This window comes from Paenibacillus sp. ALE3 (assembly GCF_054113405.1).
This window is the reverse complement of the sequence record NZ_CM134214.1, coordinates 1,798,002-1,814,307: the sequence shown is the minus strand read 5'-3', so window position 1 is coordinate 1,814,307 and position 16,306 is coordinate 1,798,002. Positions and strand designations below refer to the sequence as shown.

Here is a 16,306-nt window from a genome sequence, read left to right as displayed (position 1 = left end):
AGGCAGCTGCCTTTATGCCAAACCGTACGACCGCTTGGCCGCTACGAGCGTATTTTGCATCAGCATTGTAATCGTCATTGGGCCTACTCCGCCGGGAACAGGCGTAATCGGACCGGACACTTGCTTTACGCTCTCAAAATCAACGTCACCCGCCAGCTTTCCGTTCTCCAGACGATTCATTCCCACATCGATAACTACTGCACCTGGTTTTACGAACGAAGCATCAATAAAATTGGCTTTACCGATGGCAACGACCAAAATATCCGCTTGTCTGCTGAGCTCGGCCATATTCGCTGTACGAGAGTGACACATCGTAACCGTAGCATTTTCACGCTGCAGCAATAAAGAGACTGGCTTGCCCACGATATTACTGCGACCAATAACAACTGCATGTTTACCTGCTATCTCTACTCCAGCACGCTTGATTAACTCAATGACTCCAGCGGGAGTACAAGGCAGTAGGCTATCATCGCCGATGACCAGGTTTCCTACGTTTACCGGATGAAATCCGTCAACATCTTTCTCCACTGCAATCGCGTCAATGACAGCTTTTTCCTGAATATGCTTTGGCAATGGGAGTTGCACCAATATCCCATGGATATTACTTTGATGATTCAGCTTATCCACCAGTTTCAGTAATGCTTCTTGCGAAGTATCTGCCGCCAGTCGATGAACCTCAGAGTAATAGCCGAGATCATGACACGCCTTTTCCTTATTTTTAACATACACCTGAGAAGCAGGATCTTCGCCTACCAGTACAACAGCCAGTCCGGGTTGAAAGCTGTGTTCTTTCAAACGAATGACCTCTTGCTGAATGCTTGCCCGGATATCCTGAGAGATTTGTTTACCATCAATGATCGGTGCTGACATGTTTAACCACTCCCCAACCTGATTCAGTAGTCTCTAATTAAAAACGTGCTTTCAATTGCTCCAGCTCTTGTATAACTCGTCCCAGCACACCATTAACAAATTTACCCGATTCCTCGGTACCAAAGTGCTTCGACAATTCAATGGCTTCATTGACTGCTACCTTGGCTGGAACATCCTCGCGGAAAATCATTTCATATACCGCAAGCCTCAAAATTTGACGATCCACACGTGAAAGTCGGCTGATCTGCCAGCCTTTCAGGTAATCCGCCAACAGCCCGTCAATAGCTTCCTTCTGCTCCCATGTGCCACGCACATGCTCCAAAACATATGCTCTTAACACTTCCGCGTTTTTAATCACAACTTCGGCTTCGTTTTCCTCAGCCGCTTCCTGAAGCAGCATGTCTACAGCTGCCGCCGCATCCACTTCATTCATTTCCATATGGTACATACTCTGTACCGCTAATTCCCTCGCCAGACGTCTTTTCATGCCCTGCCTCCTACGCTTGCCTATATCTATTTTTCATTCTAACCAATTTCCACAAAAAAACCTGTGAACGCATCCTCCAAAACCGTTGGGCGCAAATAAGCTACAGCTGTATTTTGGAGAACACGTATCACAGGGTTCATTTAAAAGGACGCCAACGTTGCGACAACCATTCGCTCCATTCTTTCCAAGGGAGGAATGAACCAAGCGCTGAATCGCTACGTCTTCCTAGCGTATATCCGATGAACACCATCAATGCAAAGAACAACATATTCCAAAAGCCTGCCCACAAATAAATAAAACCGAAAAAAATACCGGCCGTGATCCCCATGATCCGGCCCTTGTAACTTCCCCATATTTCTTTCCAGGGCATCAGGGAAAATCACCTCTATTCCACACGACTCTTAAAGCTTGGTGACTGAGAAACATTAGCGATGTACACCGACACATTGGATACTGGAATTCCTGTAATTTCTTCCACATGGTCGTGTACCCCCTTTTGTACCTCGGAGGTTAACACCGGAATGGAGCTTTCCCCGTCAACAATCGCCCGAATCGTAATATCAAGTCCCGATTCCAACACACGAACGCGTGCTTTCAGATCCTGCATCCCGCGAAATCGGGAAGCCGCTTTGAGGCACAGGTTTTCGATGGTATCCACCGAAATCTGAATGTCACCATATTCGGTTCGCTGATCAATAGAATGCTGTACGGTTTGGTTCCGTCGAATAGAGATATAAAAAAACCGAAGACTCAATAACAACAGAACTCCTGCAATAATCAAGCTGGTAAACCACACCACTCGCTCATCCTCAATGCTTAAAACATACGGAATGGCCCCGCTCAGGAGGAGGATGGCGAGAATGGAAATAATTCCGATACTTAAGCTGTACAAAAACAGCAGAAGTCTGTCCATAACTTTAGCCACGAAACGCACAGCCTCCTTAAATTAGAGTAAACCCTCGACCCATAAGGGTCGGGGGTTTGTACAAAGTATCGCTCTATTTAACCCGTCCGGCGCCCAGCACTTCCGGCTCTTCTACTTTTTCAGCATTTTTGAATTGAACATCATGAATTTGCACGTTCACTTCTACCACGTTAAGACCTGTCATGTTTTCAATGGAACGCTTAACATTATGCTGAATAGCAGCAGCCACCTCAGGCAGACGGTTACCATACTCAATAATGACGGAGACGTCTACAGCAGCTTCACGCTGTCCGACTTCCACTTTTACACCTTTAGATAAATTTTTGCGGCCTAGCAGTTCGGCAAATCCGCCAGCAAATCCGCCACTCATTCCCGCTACACCTGGTACTTCAACGGTAGCCAGTCCGGCAATGACTTCAATAACTTCCGGGGCAATTTGAATTTCCCCAATTTCTGTACGTTCGAATTCGGTTGGCACTGTGCTCATACCTTCAACACCTTTCGGTCAAAATAAGTTTCATTCCAGCTTTGGATATCAAAGCAGACATGCTCACTTATTATCCATACTATATCATTTGGCGTTCATTATGACAAACTGAGGAAATATACCGATTAAACTTCGTTTTCCTCCAAAAATTTAATATCAAAATCGCCTTCAATAAAGGTCGGATGCTCTAGCAAGCGCTGGTGAAAAGAAATCGTTGTGGGTATGCCCTCAATAGCAAACTCAGCTAAAGCCCGCTTCATTTTGGCAATCGCCTCCTGCCGTGTAGGCGCCCATACAATCAGCTTGGCAATCATAGAGTCATAATAAGGAGGAATGCTATAACCTGGATAAGCAGCGCTGTCTACCCGTACTCCAGGACCGCCTGGAGGCAGATAAAATCCGATTTTACCCGGTGCAGGCATAAAATTACGATCCGGGTCCTCAGCGTTAATGCGGCATTCTATTGCCCAGCCATTAATCGTGACTTCTTCCTGAGTAAAGGAAAGCGGATGCCCTTCAGCGACCGAAATCATTTCTTTAATCAGGTCTACACCGGTAATCATTTCTGTTACTGGATGTTCTACCTGAATACGTGTGTTCATTTCCATGAAATAGAATTTATTGTCCGGGCCAAGCAAAAATTCAAGCGTACCTGCGCCAGAGTATTGAACGGCCAAAGCTGCACGAACAGCTGCCTGTCCCATTTCTTCACGAACATTCTGCGAAAGTACTGGACATGGTGCTTCCTCCAACAACTTCTGACGACGACGCTGTACAGAGCAGTCCCGTTCGCCCAAATAGGCAACATTACCATGCTTGTCCGCTATGATCTGTATTTCCACGTGTTTCATACCGGTCAAATATTTTTCCAGGTACACACCCGCATTGCCAAAGGCCTTTTGCGCTTCCTGCTGAGCAGTAGTGATTTGTTGAATAAGGTTATCCTCATCTTCGGCGATACGAATACCTTTACCACCACCACCTGCTGTGGCCTTGATAATGACCGGATATCCGATATCGCGTGCGATGCTGATTGCATCCTGCACATCCTCAACCAGTCCGTTTGAACCTGGAATTACCGGAACCCCGGCATCCTTCATGGTCTGCTTGGCTACAGCCTTGTCTCCCATTTTGTTAATTGCTTCAGGAGAAGGTCCGATAAACGTAATATTGCACGATTCGCAAATTTCAGCGAAGTCTGCATTTTCCGCCAAAAACCCGTAACCTGGATGAATGGCATCACATTCAGTTAATGTAGCAACACTCATCAGGTTCGTAAAATTAAGGTAGCTGTCCTTAGACAACGTCGGTCCGATACAGTAAGCCTCATCTGCGAGACGCACATGTAACGAATCCTTGTCAGCTTCCGAATAAACGGCAACTGTCGAAATATTCATTTCGCGGCAAGCGCGAATGATACGAACTGCAATTTCTCCACGGTTCGCGATTAATACTTTTTGAAATGTCATGACTTTATCCTCCCTGGGAGCAGTCTTGCCGAACCCTCAAAAAAGGGGACAAACAAGCTTCTTACTCCGGTTTCACAAGGAACAATGGCTGGCCATACTCAACCAACTGTCCGTTTTCGGCCAAAATTTCAACAATTTCGCCCTTCACTTCAGCTTCCAACTCGTTCATCAACTTCATCGCTTCAATAATACATACCGTTGTTTTATCGCCTACTTTACTGCCGATACTCACATACGGGGCCGTATCCGGGGATGAAGAACTATAGAAAGTGCCCACCATCGGAGATACGATTTTATGTAGATTGCTTGCATATTCCTTCGGTTCCCCAGCAGTTGCATGTCCAACATCGGACTGTGCTTGTGGATTCGGAATTGCAGCTTGTGGCGCCACTGTATAAGCAGGTGCTGTTACAGGAGCCTGTACCGTAACGATCTCGCTTTTGCCCGGTTTACGGATCATGAGGCGAGTTCCTTCATTTTCAATTTCAAGCTCATGCACAGACGTTTCATCCACCAGCTTGATCAATTCCTTAATCTCGCTTAATTTAAACATCTCTATTAATCACTCCTTCAGCATTTTGCCGGTTGCTGATAACATTTTTGAAACAGCTTTATGTATTATATCACAATCATTAAAAATAGAAAGAGCCCGGGATTGTGCAGAAATCCGGGCTTTTTCGCGTTTTTTGTCTTATTGTGTAACATACTGGACACTGATCTTGTCCTGCGTAACGTTTAATTCCTTCATGACTTTATCGACAATCGTTACCGCTTGCTTAGCATCCAATTTTTCACTCAGAACCACTACTTTGTATTTATCAGCATCTTCCTCGCGGACGACTGCATTGGCGAATTGCTGCTGTAGCTCTTCTTCGATACCGGTAATTTTGGCCTGCTTATCTTCAAGTACATGTAATTCCTTTTGCGCCTCTGCAGCTTTCTGAGGTGTACTATCATTCATTGCCGTAGTCAGCTCGTCATTTTTCTTTTGATTTTCCACATCCCGCTCCAGCAAATAGTTGTCAATCACAGCTGCCGCTGTTGGTTGGGCTGCTTGTTCGTTTGCTACTTGATCAAGTACCTGCTTGTCGGTTTTGGCGCTAGAAGCTGCTTTGTCATCACTTTTAGCTGTCGTGTCTGTCTTAGCTGTAGTTGTGTTTTGATCGGATACAGTCGATTCAGTAGCAGGGGCGGCGGCTGTGTCTTTATCACCTTTTGATGATTCTGTTGCTGGATCAGTTGTAGAAGCTGTGTCCTTTGTGGAAGTCTCTGCCGTTGCGTCAGTTACTTCACCATTGGTTACCACTTCATTTACTTTCAGTTCGTTCATTTGTTCTTCTGCCTTTGTCGTTGTTTCCTGTGCAGCATCCTGTTTAACCTTGCTCACCTGCTCGCTGTCCGCTACTGGTGGATTCGCCGGACTTGAGTCCTCCGTAAACAAATAATATGCAGACAGTACCACCATTAAACTCAGCATGGACACCAGCCAAACGGTTTGTCTTTTATTATTCATGTTCTGTCCTCCATATTCATAAGTGGTTTGCAATATTAACTTCTTTGTTCTTAAATTCCATATTATCCCTGCTTACGCGGAACGACTGATATTTTGTATGAAGGTACGTTCAGTCCCTTCTGCACAGCATCTACAATGAGTTGCTTCACGGTAGGGTTTTCTGCCCCCATAGCCACCACAAGCACTCCCCTTACCTGTGGTTTTACTTTTTTGGTAACAATCGGAGTGTGCTGACCGCCCGATGATTCATAGGTAACAATCTCACCATCGCGTGTATATTGAGTAGTGTGCCTTTGTCCACCATTGGCGTCCGTCTCGTTATTTTCTTCCTGCATGTCCTTCACATTCCGTTGAACGATCACTTCTTCGGTAGAGTCTACAGTAACCATGACATCGACGGTTCCTACGCCAACAATCTGCTCCAGCATCTGTTTCATATTGTCCTCAAAAGCCTTCTCGATTCCTGCAAAGGAACTGTCCTCACCTACCGTTGTTTCTAACGCAGGCTCATTTTTCATTACGCCAGGCGGTTCTCTCCCTACGTTTTCCGGGTCGACTTTTTTCACATTAACGAATGAATTAAAGAGCATGATCGCTACACCGATAAGGCCAAGAATAAGTAGCCAACGAAATGAATTGAACTTTTTCGCTCCGTCTCCCCCTCCACCCATCCATTGCTCCAGCTTTTTCCTCCATTTACCCATTTCGGTTCACCTCCTGTTACCATTCATGTGTTCCATCCTGCGAATTAATCACCTGAACATGTGTGCTGTCGATCCCCCATTTTTCACGTAGAATGCCTGTGATTAAGCCAAAAGCTTTCTGATCCGCAGGTTTGCCATCCTCTGTGGTTTCGTCAGGACTACGATCATCTTCTCGCGTTCCTTCATTATGATTAGAGGTTTTTGACTGTGTCGGCTCTACACGAATATTCACTGTCTTTTCAGCTACAGGCTCTACGATAACCGGCTTGATATCTGTATCCGGCGGGACGTTTGTGTTTTTTTCTTTTTCTGCCTTCTGCTCCGCCAATTTGACCACTACTGACTGAACACCCGTTCCTGCCTCTAGCCCCGATTCTTTCTGCTGAATCTGCGCAAGGGTCACCTGGACCGACTGAATTGCTAACCCAGTGTACTGCTCCAATTGCCCTTTCATTTCCTTCGCTACCTCTTTGCCTGCCCATTGCATGGAGCTTTGTTCCTGCTGTTGCTTTAGCTTGTTGCCTTTGGCTAAGATTTCCTCCAATGTCGGTTCCCTGTTACCTGTCTCTGCCTGGCGTTGCAGATCCAATGCTCGCCCCAGAACCTCTGAGGGACTGCTGCTCAGCAAGCGCACAATCGGAGATAGCAATGTCAGCAAAACAAGCAGGCTGAGTACGAGTTTGACATACCTTTCCATAGATCGGCTCGGTAAGATCATATCGACAAAAGAAGCCAGCAGCACGATTAGCACTAGTTCCTTGAGCCAGCCTCCCAGCCAGGTCACGTCACTCGCCTCCCTCTCGTTGGATTATGTGCATGTATTCACCTCATCATGACCGTCATATTGCCTGCTGCGAGCATGACGGTAATCGCAAGGAAGGACATTAATCCCACTGCCGCCAATGCCGCAAAAACATAAATCATACTCTTGCCGATGGCATCCAAACATTCCACAATAGGCGTATCTCCCAAAGGCTGCATGATTGCTGCGGTCACTTTATAAATGAGAGCTAGTGTCAAAATCTTGAGAGCAGGAAAAGCGCACAGGAACAAAATAATGATGACTCCCACAAGGCCGATGGCATTTTTAACGAGCAGTGATGCCGAAATGACCGTATCAGTTGCATCTGCCAGCGCCTTGCCTACCACCGGAACAAAGCTACCTGTAATATATTTAGCTGTACGGATTGTTAATCCGTCAGTAACCGAAGAGGTTAATCCCTGTACCGAAATGACTCCTAGAAAAATAGTCAGAAGCACTCCCAGCACGGCAACACCCGCGTTCCGCAGTAGATCAGCTAACTGGGTCAGCTTGTATTTGCCTGTGAGCGAGTTGACCAAGTACAGCACAGCCGAGAAGAACAGCAGCGGGAAAACAAGCGTATGAATGACTGTTCCGACCGTGTTGATCATAAATACAATCAGCGGGTGGGTCACCGAAACCGTGACAACGTTACCCATCGAGGCCAACATGGTAAATAACAAGGGCAACATCGCCATCATGAAATGAATCATGCTGTCAATTGCTTCTTTGGCATAACCAATCGCTACACTAAAGCTATTAATCGCCAAAATGATAATGACCATGTACACGATAGCGTAGGCAACTTTGCTGACCTGCTTGCTTTCAAAAGCGCTTTGCAGCGTTTCCAGCACCATACTCATAATGCTGAGCATGACGATGGTGACGAGCAGCTTGGCATTCACCCGGATTTCATGGATGAAAAAATCAGCTATGGCAATCAACACACCTTTTATGCTGAATCCTTCACCACCCGGAAGCAGCATGTCCATGAAAGAAGGCGTTTTCTGGTCAGGGAAAAATCCGCCGTATTGCTTCATGAGTCCGTCCCAATAATGTTCAACATCATCTTTGGGCATTTGCTCCGCCTGTTGTCTGATCCATTCGTTTGTAGGTGTATCTGCGAAGAGGACCGCAGCCGAGGCGCACCAGAGACATAGCAGCAAAATCGCAATAACTTTGAGATTCGGCATGCCCCCCAGCCTTTTCATGGCATCACCCCCTCAGGCGGGCATCAGCTTCAGAATGGTATCAATAATAATGCTGATAATCGGGATTGCGAGTACCATGATGAGTACCTTTCCAGTAAGCTCTATCTTGGAAGCAATACCGTCTTGTCCCGCATCCCGCACGATCTGCGCTCCAAATTCAGCAATATAAGCGATACCGATTATTTTTAATACGGTTTTAAAATAAATCATGTCCATGCCTGAAGACCTGGCCAGTCGCTCCAGCACGGCAACCACAGATCCGATCTTGCCAATCAGCAGCAAAAAAATGACGATTCCCGCAGCTGTTGCAATCAAAAAGGCAAACATCGGCTTCTGTTCCTTGATAACTAAGATGAGGACTGTGGCAACGAGGGCGAAGCCCACCACTTGAATGATTTCCATGTGTTCACCTACTGAAAAAGAAAAATAGATTTGATCTCTTGCAGAAGGTTATCCAGCATTCGCACCACCATGAACAGCACTACAACGAAACCGATGACCGTCACCCAATGGGCCATGTCTTCCTTGCCCATTTGCTTTAGTACGGTATGAATCATAGCGATAATAATGCCAATTCCGGCAATCTGGAAAATTGCGTTCACTTCTAAATTCATTCGAGCACCCCGCTAATAGATCAAAATGACGATCAATGCTCCGATCAGCAGTCCCAGGCTTCTGCTCATACGCTCGTATCTCACCTGATCTGCCTGCGCCTGCGCTTCTTCATGGGATAACTGCTGGATGGTCAGCGCAATGTGCTTGATCTGGTCCTCACGGTCGCTGGTTCCAAGGCTGTAAGCAAGCTGACGCATCGCTTCCTTCTCGGCCTGCTTCATAGAGGAACGGCTCCACGAGACTTCAATCGCTTTATGCAAGCTTTCTCTGGCGGTCAGGCCAAAAGAGGGGTGCATCCAGCGTGAGGCTTGCTGAAACAGAGAGCGCAGCGGCTCTCGCAAGGGCTCTCCTGTCTTGGCGAAAGCATCTGGTAACGGAGACACCCCATAAGAAACCTCGGTGGTCAGTCTTTGCAGTGCGAGAATTAACTCTCTGATTTGCCGCGGCCTCATGGCAAATTGCCTTGCCCGCTGCCAGCCTGCCAGTGTGGTGGCTAGTATAACCAAGACAGCTCCCAGCAGCTTAAGCATAGGAGATGCCCCCGTTCTGCCCTTCCCCAGGCAGTGTCAGCCTGCGCTGCTTGGCATCTGCCAGACGAAAAGAGAGGCCCCGGCTCGTCCGCTCCAGCATGACGTAGAGCTGGAACAGCTCCTGTCCTGTAGCTAATCCAGCAAAGGCAGATCGGCTCGCCATTTCAGCCACATCGCGACCATGTGCGGAAGCAATGACTGCGATGCCTGCGTGAAGTGCTTCACGCACCGCCTCTGCATCTTCTGGCCGCCCGATTTCATCAACAATCAGGACATCCGGTGACATCGAGCGAATCATCATCATCATGCCCTCTGCTTTCGGGCATCCGTCCAATACATCGGTGCGAGGTCCAACATCAAAACCGGGGATGCCCTTGTGACTGCCAGCAATCTCAGAGCGTTCATCTATAATGCCCACCTTAAGTCCATTTCGTCGTCCTCCGTTGCTTTCCATCCCTCCGTAACTCAGTTGCCGAGCCAAGTCCCTAAGCAACGTCGTCTTGCCATGCTGAGGCGGTGACAAGATGAGCGTATGCCGTATCATTCGGGATTTTCGATCCGCTACATAAGGCAATATCCGATCAGCTATGCCAGGAATGGCCCGAGCAATTCGTACATTAAAGCTGCTTATATCTCGCAAATGCTCTACTCGCCCTCGGTTGAGCACGGTTCTCCCTGCCAAGCCAATACGATGACCGCCAGGGATCGTAATAAACCCTTTGCGAAGCTCCTCTTCCATGGTGTACAGGGAATGATTACTGATAAAATCCAGCAATCGGTGAGCATCCTCGCGGTTAGGCTTATAGGCTTCAACAGGATTCAAAGTCAGCCGACCAGCAGTCGTTACAAAATGATGATCACCATTCGCATTAACTTCCAGCGGCCTTCCTTCCCGGATCCGGATTTCTTCCAGTTGCTTAAATACGGTTTCTGGAAGCCTTCCGAGTATACCGTGCAACGGTTCCGGAAATAACTCCAGCCATTCCATACCAGTGCCGCCCCCTCACAGTTGTCCTTTTTCTTTAAGACAAGTCTATGGCTGACTCTCGCTTTTTATGCCGAAAATATATTGAAAATTCAGTCGAACATTTGCTCACTCCTATCCACGCTCAGCGGACCTTTCCCCCGCTCATTCAAGCCCCTTTCCCTGCTTTATATAATAAAAAAAGGCTCCCTCTAAGCCTTGGCGGCTAAGGGATACCTTAAATAAAAAAGCTAGATTTAGAGCAAAAAGAGGCTGCTCCACAGTCTGAATCTCACTGATGGAACAACAACCTCTTAACCTACTGCTGTATTCTATGATTTATCCATCTATAACTAGGGAGCGTATAATATATCGACCTTTCCCCGTCATAGCGTTTCTCTAAATCATTTGATGTTATTAACGACGGTCTTTAGGTCCGCCCACAAATGCTTGCTCCTCGGTATCCAGATTATAAGCTGTATGCAACGCTTGAATAACCTCATGAAGTTTTCCAGCTTCAATTACACACGATACCTTGATTTCGGATGTGCTTACCATTTTAATGCTAACGCCTTGCTCGGCCAGCACGGCAAACATTTGCGCTGCAACACCCGGGTGGCTAACCATTCCCGCACCTACAATGGATACCTTTACCAGATTTTCCTCAGACGTTACTTCACGGTATGGAAGCTCTCCGCGAATACCTTCCAGTGTCTTAAGGGCAGCTTCACGATCCGTCAGAGCTACTGTAAAGGAGAAATCTGCTTTTCCAGCTTCAACCCCGCTCTGCACAATAATGTCTACATCAATTTTGGCTGCTGCCAGTGTTCCGAAAACTTTTGCCAGTACACCAGGGATATCTGCAACGCCCAAAATACTGATTCTTGCTACATTTTTATCATATGCAATTCCACTGACTACAACGCCTTGCTCCATTACTGCATCCTCCTTTACGACTGTTCCTTCATTATGGTTAAAACTGGACCGCACAATCAACGGTACCCGGTTATGTTTGGCATACTCTACCGCACGGGGATGTAAAACAGCCGCACCTAAATTGGCTAATTCCAGCATCTCATCATAAGAAATTTCTTTTAGCTTACGTGCCACCTTCACGATTCGTGGATCTGTTGAATATATGCCGTCCACATCCGTGTAAATTTCACAGGCATCCGCTTGAATCGCCGCCGCCAGCGCAACGGCCGTCGTATCAGAACCACCACGTCCCAGCGTAGTAATATCTCCATCTGCAGACATCCCCTGGAAACCAGCTACAACAACAATCTTGTTGCTGCTCAGTGCATCCAGCACACGCTGAGGTTGAATATCCGTAATCCGTGCCCGACCAAAGTCAGATTCAGTACGGAAGCCAGCCTGCCAGCCTGTAAACGATACCGCTTCATGACCCAGCTGCTGAATAGCCATCGACAACAAAGCGATTGAAATTTGCTCGCCTGTCGTCATCAACATATCCAGCTCACGTGCAGGCAACTGCTCATTTAATAATTTAGCCTGGTCAATCAATTCGTCTGTCGTGTCTCCCATTGCGGAAACGACCACTACACATTGATGCCCTTCACTCTGTTTCTCAACGACGCGTTTTGCCACGCGTTTCATGCGCTCCGTGTCACCGACGGAACTGCCTCCGAATTTCATGACATACAAAGACAACGATATTCACTCCCTCAGACTCACAGTATGTAACCTTGAGATGGCACCAAACGATTTGAACGTGACATCCTGCGGCATAACTTTAGTACAGTATAATACGAAAGTGCTGTGTGGAGCCAATGTTTTTTAATATTCCTATATATAAAAATATCCCCTGCCCTTAACAAGGACAGAGGATACCAGAAACTGTAAATTCTATGCGCGTGACATGTATTTGCCGTCACGAGTATCAATTAACAATACGTCATCTTGGTTAATAAACAGAGGAACTTGAACATTCAAGCCTGTTTCCAGTTTGGCATTTTTGGTTGCACCTGTAGCTGTATTCCCTTTAATACCTGGTTCTGTTTCAATTACTTTGAGCTCCACGCTGGTAGGCAGGTTGATACCCAGGATTTCTCCGTTGTAGCTTATGATGTTTACATTCATGTTTTCTTTCAGGAAGTTAAGCTCCCATTTCAGTTGATCGCTGGACAATGTAAATTGATCATATGTTTCGTTGTCCATGAATGTGTGATCGTCTGCACTAGCATACAGATAAGATACACCGCGATTTTCGATTTGCGCCCGGCCAATTGTTTCACCCGCACGGAATGTACGTTCAACCGTATTACCGTTACGCAGGTTTTTCAACTTGGAGCGTACGAATGCTGCGCCTTTACCTGGTTTTACGTGTTGAAAATCCAGAACTGTAAAAATATCTCCGTCTACCTCAACGGTCAAACCTGTTTTAAAATCATTAACGTTAATCACTAAAATACCCCTCCTACAGGACTGTTATCGTTATTAAACGACTGTAAATTCTTTGCTCGAATGCGTTAATACTTTGATGCCGCTATCTGTAATAACGATATCATCCTCGATCCGTACACCGCCCAATCCAGGCACATAGATACCTGGTTCGACCGTTACAACCATGCCCGGCTCCAGAATATCATCACTTGCCTTCGACAGACGTGTAGATTCATGCACTTCAAGACCCAGACCATGACCTGTACTGTGTCCGAAATTGTCTCCATATCCATGGCTCGCAATAATATCCCGGGTCAACGCATCCGCTTCACGGCCTGTCATGCCCGGCTTAATATTTTCGAGTGCGTGTAGCTGCGCCTTAAGTACAATATCATAGATCTCGCGCAACTGAGGCGCCAAATCCCCTTGTGTAGCCACTGTACGGGTCAAATCGGAGCAATAGCCATCCAGCAACGCACCAAAATCAAACGTAATCAGCTCACCTGCTTGTACTAACTTTGCACTGGCTACTCCATGAGGCAATGCCGAACGAACTCCGGATGCCACAATCGTGTCAAATGAAGAAGAAGTAGCTCCCTGCTTGCGCATGAAGAATTCCATTTCCAGATCCAGCTCACGCTCGCTGACTCCTGGTTTGATGTAAGGTAAAATGTGTGCAAATGTAGCATCTGCCAAATCCGCTGCCCGTTGCATCACTTCGAGCTCTTCCGCATCCTTGTACACCCGCAGCTTTTCCACAATGCCCGATACCGGAACCAGCTTAATAGGTGACAGATCTTCGCTATAAGCTTTATGTGTCGCAACAGTTACATCATCCTGCTCAAAGCCTGTTTCGCTAATCTGATGGGAAGACAGCAATTCTCTTACTGTTTCCATGACCTGCGCAGCGTGCTGCACTACCGTAAAGCCTTGGGCTTGTTCGGTCGCTTGTGTCATATAACGAAAGTCAGTCAGCAAATAGCTATGGGATTCTGTAATCAGCACATAGCCCGCTGAACCTGTGAAGCCTGTCAAATATCGACGATTGACAGGGCTGGTAATCAGCATAGCCCGCAGGTTATGCTCGCCCAGCGCCTGCCGCAACTTTAGCACCCGGTCATTCTTCATCTTCATTCCGCTCCCCTCTGTCAAATAACCAAATGCTATTTTAACACAGGGGATAGGCGCTTGAGAAGTTTTTGTTACGTTCTGCCCCCAGCCTTCTCAGGCTCGCGCATTCTTTCATCCGTATACTCGACTGCAACGGTATATCCGATAAATAGTCCCCACAGTATAAATACACAAACTTCCGTATATATGGAATTCCATGTTAATCGATAAGGAGGGTTCATCATCCCTAACTTAGGACCTGTTAACACAAATAAAATAACCCACCAAATCAGACCGTATATAATACCGGGTATAGGGCCATTAAACCTACGCAAAATCAGGGTGTACACCAATGACGCTACCACGGACAATGCAATAAAAAACAGCAACCCCACCAAATGCCCTGCCATGGTGTTCATGAACGAATGCTTGAAAAACGGCTCTGCCAGAAAGCCAGGCGCCACTACTGTAAAGTGCAGCGTATAAAACAGCCAGCGCAGCAATCCCCAGAGCAAACCCGCAAAAAAACCCAGCTCAAGTGCAAAGGGAATGAGCGGTGTATGTACTTTGCCTGACTGTTGTCTGCCTCTGCTACTGTTGTCATTATGATTACGTTGATCTTGAGATTCACGGGACTGTTCCTGATCATGACCTATTTTCGGTATAGAGTAAGTTTCACTCATGTGGTTGGATCTCCTTTCAAAATGAATAAATTTTCTCATGGTAAGGACTCATTGTTATAAGGAAAAGCATGTGTACTTCCACCAAATTCGTGCCTATCCATTTTGAGAGGTAGTATGCTCCAATGGGGGGCAGTTTAACAATGAAGTTGAAGAGTAGATTTAATAATCTTTGCATTGACAAAATTTCAATCCTGTTTCATAATATATTGATGAAAATGATAATCATTATCATTTTATAATACGTTTATACAGGAGAACGCAATCTATGAAAAAGGGATTTATCGGATTCTTATTGTTACTGACTTTTATGCTCACACTGGCAGGTTGTGGAGCAACTGACAATGCAGCAGATAAAGGTCAGACAACTACTTCGGGTAGCAAACCCACTGAAGCAGCGACCGGTCCTGTGACAGTAAAGCATAATCGTGGTGAACTCACGCTTGACAAGCCCGCGCAGCGTGTCGTGGTGCTTGAATGGACATTTACGGAGGATTTGATTGCATTGGGCGTTCAGCCAGTTGGTAATGCGGACAATGCCAACTATAAGGTGTATGTGACTCCAGAGGCGGCTCTGGACAGTAACGTGGTCGATGTCGGTACACGCAACGAGCCTAATTTGGAGGCGATTGCTTCATTAAAGCCGGATCTCATCATATCCAATTTTGATGGGAATGAAGCAATCTATGAGCAACTCAAGGCCATCGCACCGACGATTGAATATAATCTGAACGATGGTAACGGCTACGACTATGATAAGATGGTGAAGATTTTTAATAGTATCGCAGTCGCTCTTGGAAAAGAGGATAAAGCTAAGCAGGTGCTTGCTGATCTGGACCAGCATTATGCCGAAGTCAAACAAAAGCTCGCCGCTGCAAACAAATCGGATTTCCATTTTATACTGACACAGGCTTTTACTTCGCAAAATGCAGCCAGTCTGCGTATGTTTTCAGATAATTCAGTCGTTGTGGGAACACTGGCGAAGATCGGTTTGGTTAACGATTGGAAACCGAGCAAGGTTGAATCGTATGGCTTTTCAACGGTTGGCATTGAAGCTCTGTCAGCCGTTCAGGACAGCAACTTTATCTATATTGTACAGCCAGACGATAATGTTTTCGGCTCATCTATGAAAAACAATTCTGTTTGGAACGGTTTGAAATTCGTCAAAGAAAAACGTACTTATCCGTTGGCCAGTACAACATGGACGTTTGGCGGCCCGGTCTCGTCAAAAGGACTGGTGGATGAGACTGTCGGGGCAATTACGCAATGAATTTGATCTGGCGATTCCGTCTGATTTTATAACTGGCGATAATAAGCATTTATGGGGGCAGTTTGACCGCTCTCATAAATGCTTTTTTAAACCTATGGTATGAGTCTCCCCCACACACTACAAGGATTTCCATCTTCTCCGTTATGACTAATTAGCCTTTTCAAATGATAAAATTAGCAGGTCACCACATCCCATTTTCGTCTAACTAGATATTCCCTTCCAAATTCGATACAATATACAAAAAAGCATGTATTAAGAGAGGTGAG

At 46.4% G+C, this 16,306-nt stretch carries 20 protein-coding genes; 1 reads left to right on the top strand and 19 read right to left on the bottom strand.

Annotation, left to right across the window (positions count from 1 at the left end):
* Positions 1-12: 12 nt before the first annotated feature.
* The 19 genes from folD to ACXHJ2_RS07965 all read right to left on the bottom strand — a co-directional run bounded on the left by folD (position 13) and on the right by ACXHJ2_RS07965 (position 14,773).
* Entirely contained in the window at positions 13-870 is an 858-nt protein-coding gene (gene folD / locus ACXHJ2_RS08055; protein WP_013371775.1) for a bifunctional methylenetetrahydrofolate dehydrogenase/methenyltetrahydrofolate cyclohydrolase FolD, read from the bottom strand.
* 37 nt (positions 871-907) lie between these two features.
* Positions 908-1,357: a transcription antitermination factor NusB gene (gene nusB, locus ACXHJ2_RS08050; protein ID WP_165079690.1), complete on the bottom strand. Its 450-nt coding sequence runs from the start codon at positions 1,355-1,357 to the stop codon at positions 908-910.
* A gap of 136 nt (positions 1,358-1,493) precedes the next feature.
* A complete protein-coding gene (locus ACXHJ2_RS08045) occupies positions 1,494-1,727 on the bottom strand; it encodes a DUF2273 domain-containing protein (protein WP_013371777.1) in 234 nt (77 codons plus the stop codon).
* 15 nt (positions 1,728-1,742) lie between these two features.
* On the bottom strand, positions 1,743-2,282 hold the full coding sequence (gene amaP, locus ACXHJ2_RS08040) for an alkaline shock response membrane anchor protein AmaP (protein WP_040103448.1): 540 nt from the start codon (positions 2,280-2,282) through the stop codon (positions 1,743-1,745).
* Between the two features lie 73 nt (positions 2,283-2,355).
* On the bottom strand, positions 2,356-2,769 hold the full coding sequence (locus ACXHJ2_RS08035) for an Asp23/Gls24 family envelope stress response protein (protein ID WP_013310820.1): 414 nt from the start codon (positions 2,767-2,769) through the stop codon (positions 2,356-2,358).
* Between the two features lie 125 nt (positions 2,770-2,894).
* Positions 2,895-4,238, bottom strand: a complete 1,344-nt coding sequence (gene accC, locus ACXHJ2_RS08030) for an acetyl-CoA carboxylase biotin carboxylase subunit (RefSeq protein WP_165079689.1) — start codon at positions 4,236-4,238, stop codon at positions 2,895-2,897.
* Positions 4,239-4,299: 61 nt separating this feature from the next.
* Positions 4,300-4,791 (bottom strand): acetyl-CoA carboxylase biotin carboxyl carrier protein, encoded by a 492-nt coding sequence (accB, locus tag ACXHJ2_RS08025; protein ID WP_013371780.1) that lies wholly within the window; start codon positions 4,789-4,791, stop codon positions 4,300-4,302.
* 138 nt (positions 4,792-4,929) lie between these two features.
* Complete coding sequence (locus ACXHJ2_RS08020) at positions 4,930-5,751, bottom strand: SpoIIIAH-like family protein (RefSeq protein WP_165079688.1); 822 nt, start codon at positions 5,749-5,751, stop codon at positions 4,930-4,932.
* Between the two features lie 62 nt (positions 5,752-5,813).
* On the bottom strand, positions 5,814-6,455 hold the full coding sequence (gene spoIIIAG / locus ACXHJ2_RS08015) for a stage III sporulation protein AG (RefSeq protein ID WP_013371782.1): 642 nt from the start codon (positions 6,453-6,455) through the stop codon (positions 5,814-5,816).
* Between the two features lie 16 nt (positions 6,456-6,471).
* On the bottom strand, positions 6,472-7,239 hold the full coding sequence (locus ACXHJ2_RS08010; RefSeq protein ID WP_013371783.1) for a stage III sporulation protein AF: 768 nt from the start codon (positions 7,237-7,239) through the stop codon (positions 6,472-6,474).
* Positions 7,240-7,277: 38 nt separating this feature from the next.
* The gene (gene spoIIIAE, locus ACXHJ2_RS08005; RefSeq protein ID WP_165079687.1) at positions 7,278-8,468 is read right to left on the bottom strand and encodes a stage III sporulation protein AE; all 1,191 of its coding nucleotides are present in this window, start codon (positions 8,466-8,468) and stop codon (positions 7,278-7,280) included.
* A gap of 12 nt (positions 8,469-8,480) precedes the next feature.
* Positions 8,481-8,870 (bottom strand): stage III sporulation protein AD, encoded by a 390-nt coding sequence (gene spoIIIAD / locus ACXHJ2_RS08000; protein WP_013371785.1) that lies wholly within the window; start codon positions 8,868-8,870, stop codon positions 8,481-8,483.
* Between the two features lie 8 nt (positions 8,871-8,878).
* Positions 8,879-9,082, bottom strand: coding sequence for a stage III sporulation protein AC (gene spoIIIAC, locus ACXHJ2_RS07995; protein ID WP_010345636.1), 204 nt, complete (start codon positions 9,080-9,082; stop codon positions 8,879-8,881).
* A 12-nt stretch (positions 9,083-9,094) separates the two neighbouring features.
* A complete protein-coding gene (spoIIIAB, locus tag ACXHJ2_RS07990) occupies positions 9,095-9,613 on the bottom strand; it encodes a stage III sporulation protein SpoIIIAB (protein ID WP_013371786.1) in 519 nt (172 codons plus the stop codon).
* On the bottom strand, positions 9,606-10,601 hold the full coding sequence (gene spoIIIAA / locus ACXHJ2_RS07985) for a stage III sporulation protein AA (protein WP_165079686.1): 996 nt from the start codon (positions 10,599-10,601) through the stop codon (positions 9,606-9,608). Before spoIIIAA ends, spoIIIAB begins: the two co-directional genes overlap by 8 nt.
* Positions 10,602-10,994: 393 nt before the next feature.
* The gene (locus ACXHJ2_RS07980) at positions 10,995-12,248 is read right to left on the bottom strand and encodes an aspartate kinase (RefSeq protein WP_013371788.1); all 1,254 of its coding nucleotides are present in this window, start codon (positions 12,246-12,248) and stop codon (positions 10,995-10,997) included.
* Between the two features lie 195 nt (positions 12,249-12,443).
* Positions 12,444-13,001, bottom strand: coding sequence for an elongation factor P (gene efp, locus ACXHJ2_RS07975; RefSeq protein ID WP_013371789.1), 558 nt, complete (start codon positions 12,999-13,001; stop codon positions 12,444-12,446).
* 33 nt (positions 13,002-13,034) lie between these two features.
* On the bottom strand, positions 13,035-14,108 hold the full coding sequence (locus tag ACXHJ2_RS07970) for a M24 family metallopeptidase (RefSeq protein ID WP_165079699.1): 1,074 nt from the start codon (positions 14,106-14,108) through the stop codon (positions 13,035-13,037).
* A gap of 74 nt (positions 14,109-14,182) precedes the next feature.
* A complete protein-coding gene (locus ACXHJ2_RS07965; protein WP_165079685.1) occupies positions 14,183-14,773 on the bottom strand; it encodes a YqhR family membrane protein in 591 nt (196 codons plus the stop codon).
* Positions 14,774-15,038: 265 nt separating this feature from the next.
* Here ACXHJ2_RS07965 and ACXHJ2_RS07960 point away from each other — a divergent pair, with 265 nt between their 5' ends.
* Positions 15,039-16,040, top strand: coding sequence for an ABC transporter substrate-binding protein (locus ACXHJ2_RS07960; protein WP_165079684.1), 1,002 nt, complete (start codon positions 15,039-15,041; stop codon positions 16,038-16,040).
* The last annotated feature ends 266 nt before the right edge of the window (positions 16,041-16,306 follow it).

What these genes read in the sequence shown, in the direction of transcription:
- spoIIIAB (WP_013371786.1), bottom strand. Translation starts at nt 9,613, where the DNA reads ATGCTTAAGCTGCTGGGAGCTGTCTTGGTTATACTAGCCACCACACTG.
- spoIIIAD (WP_013371785.1), bottom strand. Translation starts at nt 8,870, where the DNA reads ATGGAAATCATTCAAGTGGTGGGCTTCGCCCTCGTTGCCACAGTCCTC.
- accC (WP_165079689.1), bottom strand. Translation starts at nt 4,238, where the DNA reads ATGACATTTCAAAAAGTATTAATCGCGAACCGTGGAGAAATTGCAGTT.
- ACXHJ2_RS07960 (WP_165079684.1), top strand. Translation starts at nt 15,039, where the DNA reads ATGAAAAAGGGATTTATCGGATTCTTATTGTTACTGACTTTTATGCTC.
- nusB (WP_165079690.1), bottom strand. Translation starts at nt 1,357, where the DNA reads ATGAAAAGACGTCTGGCGAGGGAATTAGCGGTACAGAGTATGTACCAT.
- spoIIIAG (WP_013371782.1), bottom strand. Translation starts at nt 6,455, where the DNA reads ATGGGTAAATGGAGGAAAAAGCTGGAGCAATGGATGGGTGGAGGGGGA.
- spoIIIAC (WP_010345636.1), bottom strand. Translation starts at nt 9,082, where the DNA reads ATGAATTTAGAAGTGAACGCAATTTTCCAGATTGCCGGAATTGGCATT.
- ACXHJ2_RS08035 (WP_013310820.1), bottom strand. Translation starts at nt 2,769, where the DNA reads ATGAGCACAGTGCCAACCGAATTCGAACGTACAGAAATTGGGGAAATT.
- folD (WP_013371775.1), bottom strand. Translation starts at nt 870, where the DNA reads ATGTCAGCACCGATCATTGATGGTAAACAAATCTCTCAGGATATCCGG.
- spoIIIAA (WP_165079686.1), bottom strand. Translation starts at nt 10,601, where the DNA reads ATGGAATGGCTGGAGTTATTTCCGGAACCGTTGCACGGTATACTCGGA.
- ACXHJ2_RS07965 (WP_165079685.1), bottom strand. Translation starts at nt 14,773, where the DNA reads ATGAGTGAAACTTACTCTATACCGAAAATAGGTCATGATCAGGAACAG.
- ACXHJ2_RS08020 (WP_165079688.1), bottom strand. Translation starts at nt 5,751, where the DNA reads ATGAATAATAAAAGACAAACCGTTTGGCTGGTGTCCATGCTGAGTTTA.
- accB (WP_013371780.1), bottom strand. Translation starts at nt 4,791, where the DNA reads ATGTTTAAATTAAGCGAGATTAAGGAATTGATCAAGCTGGTGGATGAA.
- ACXHJ2_RS07970 (WP_165079699.1), bottom strand. Translation starts at nt 14,108, where the DNA reads ATGAAGAATGACCGGGTGCTAAAGTTGCGGCAGGCGCTGGGCGAGCAT.
- ACXHJ2_RS08045 (WP_013371777.1), bottom strand. Translation starts at nt 1,727, where the DNA reads ATGCCCTGGAAAGAAATATGGGGAAGTTACAAGGGCCGGATCATGGGG.
- spoIIIAE (WP_165079687.1), bottom strand. Translation starts at nt 8,468, where the DNA reads ATGAAAAGGCTGGGGGGCATGCCGAATCTCAAAGTTATTGCGATTTTG.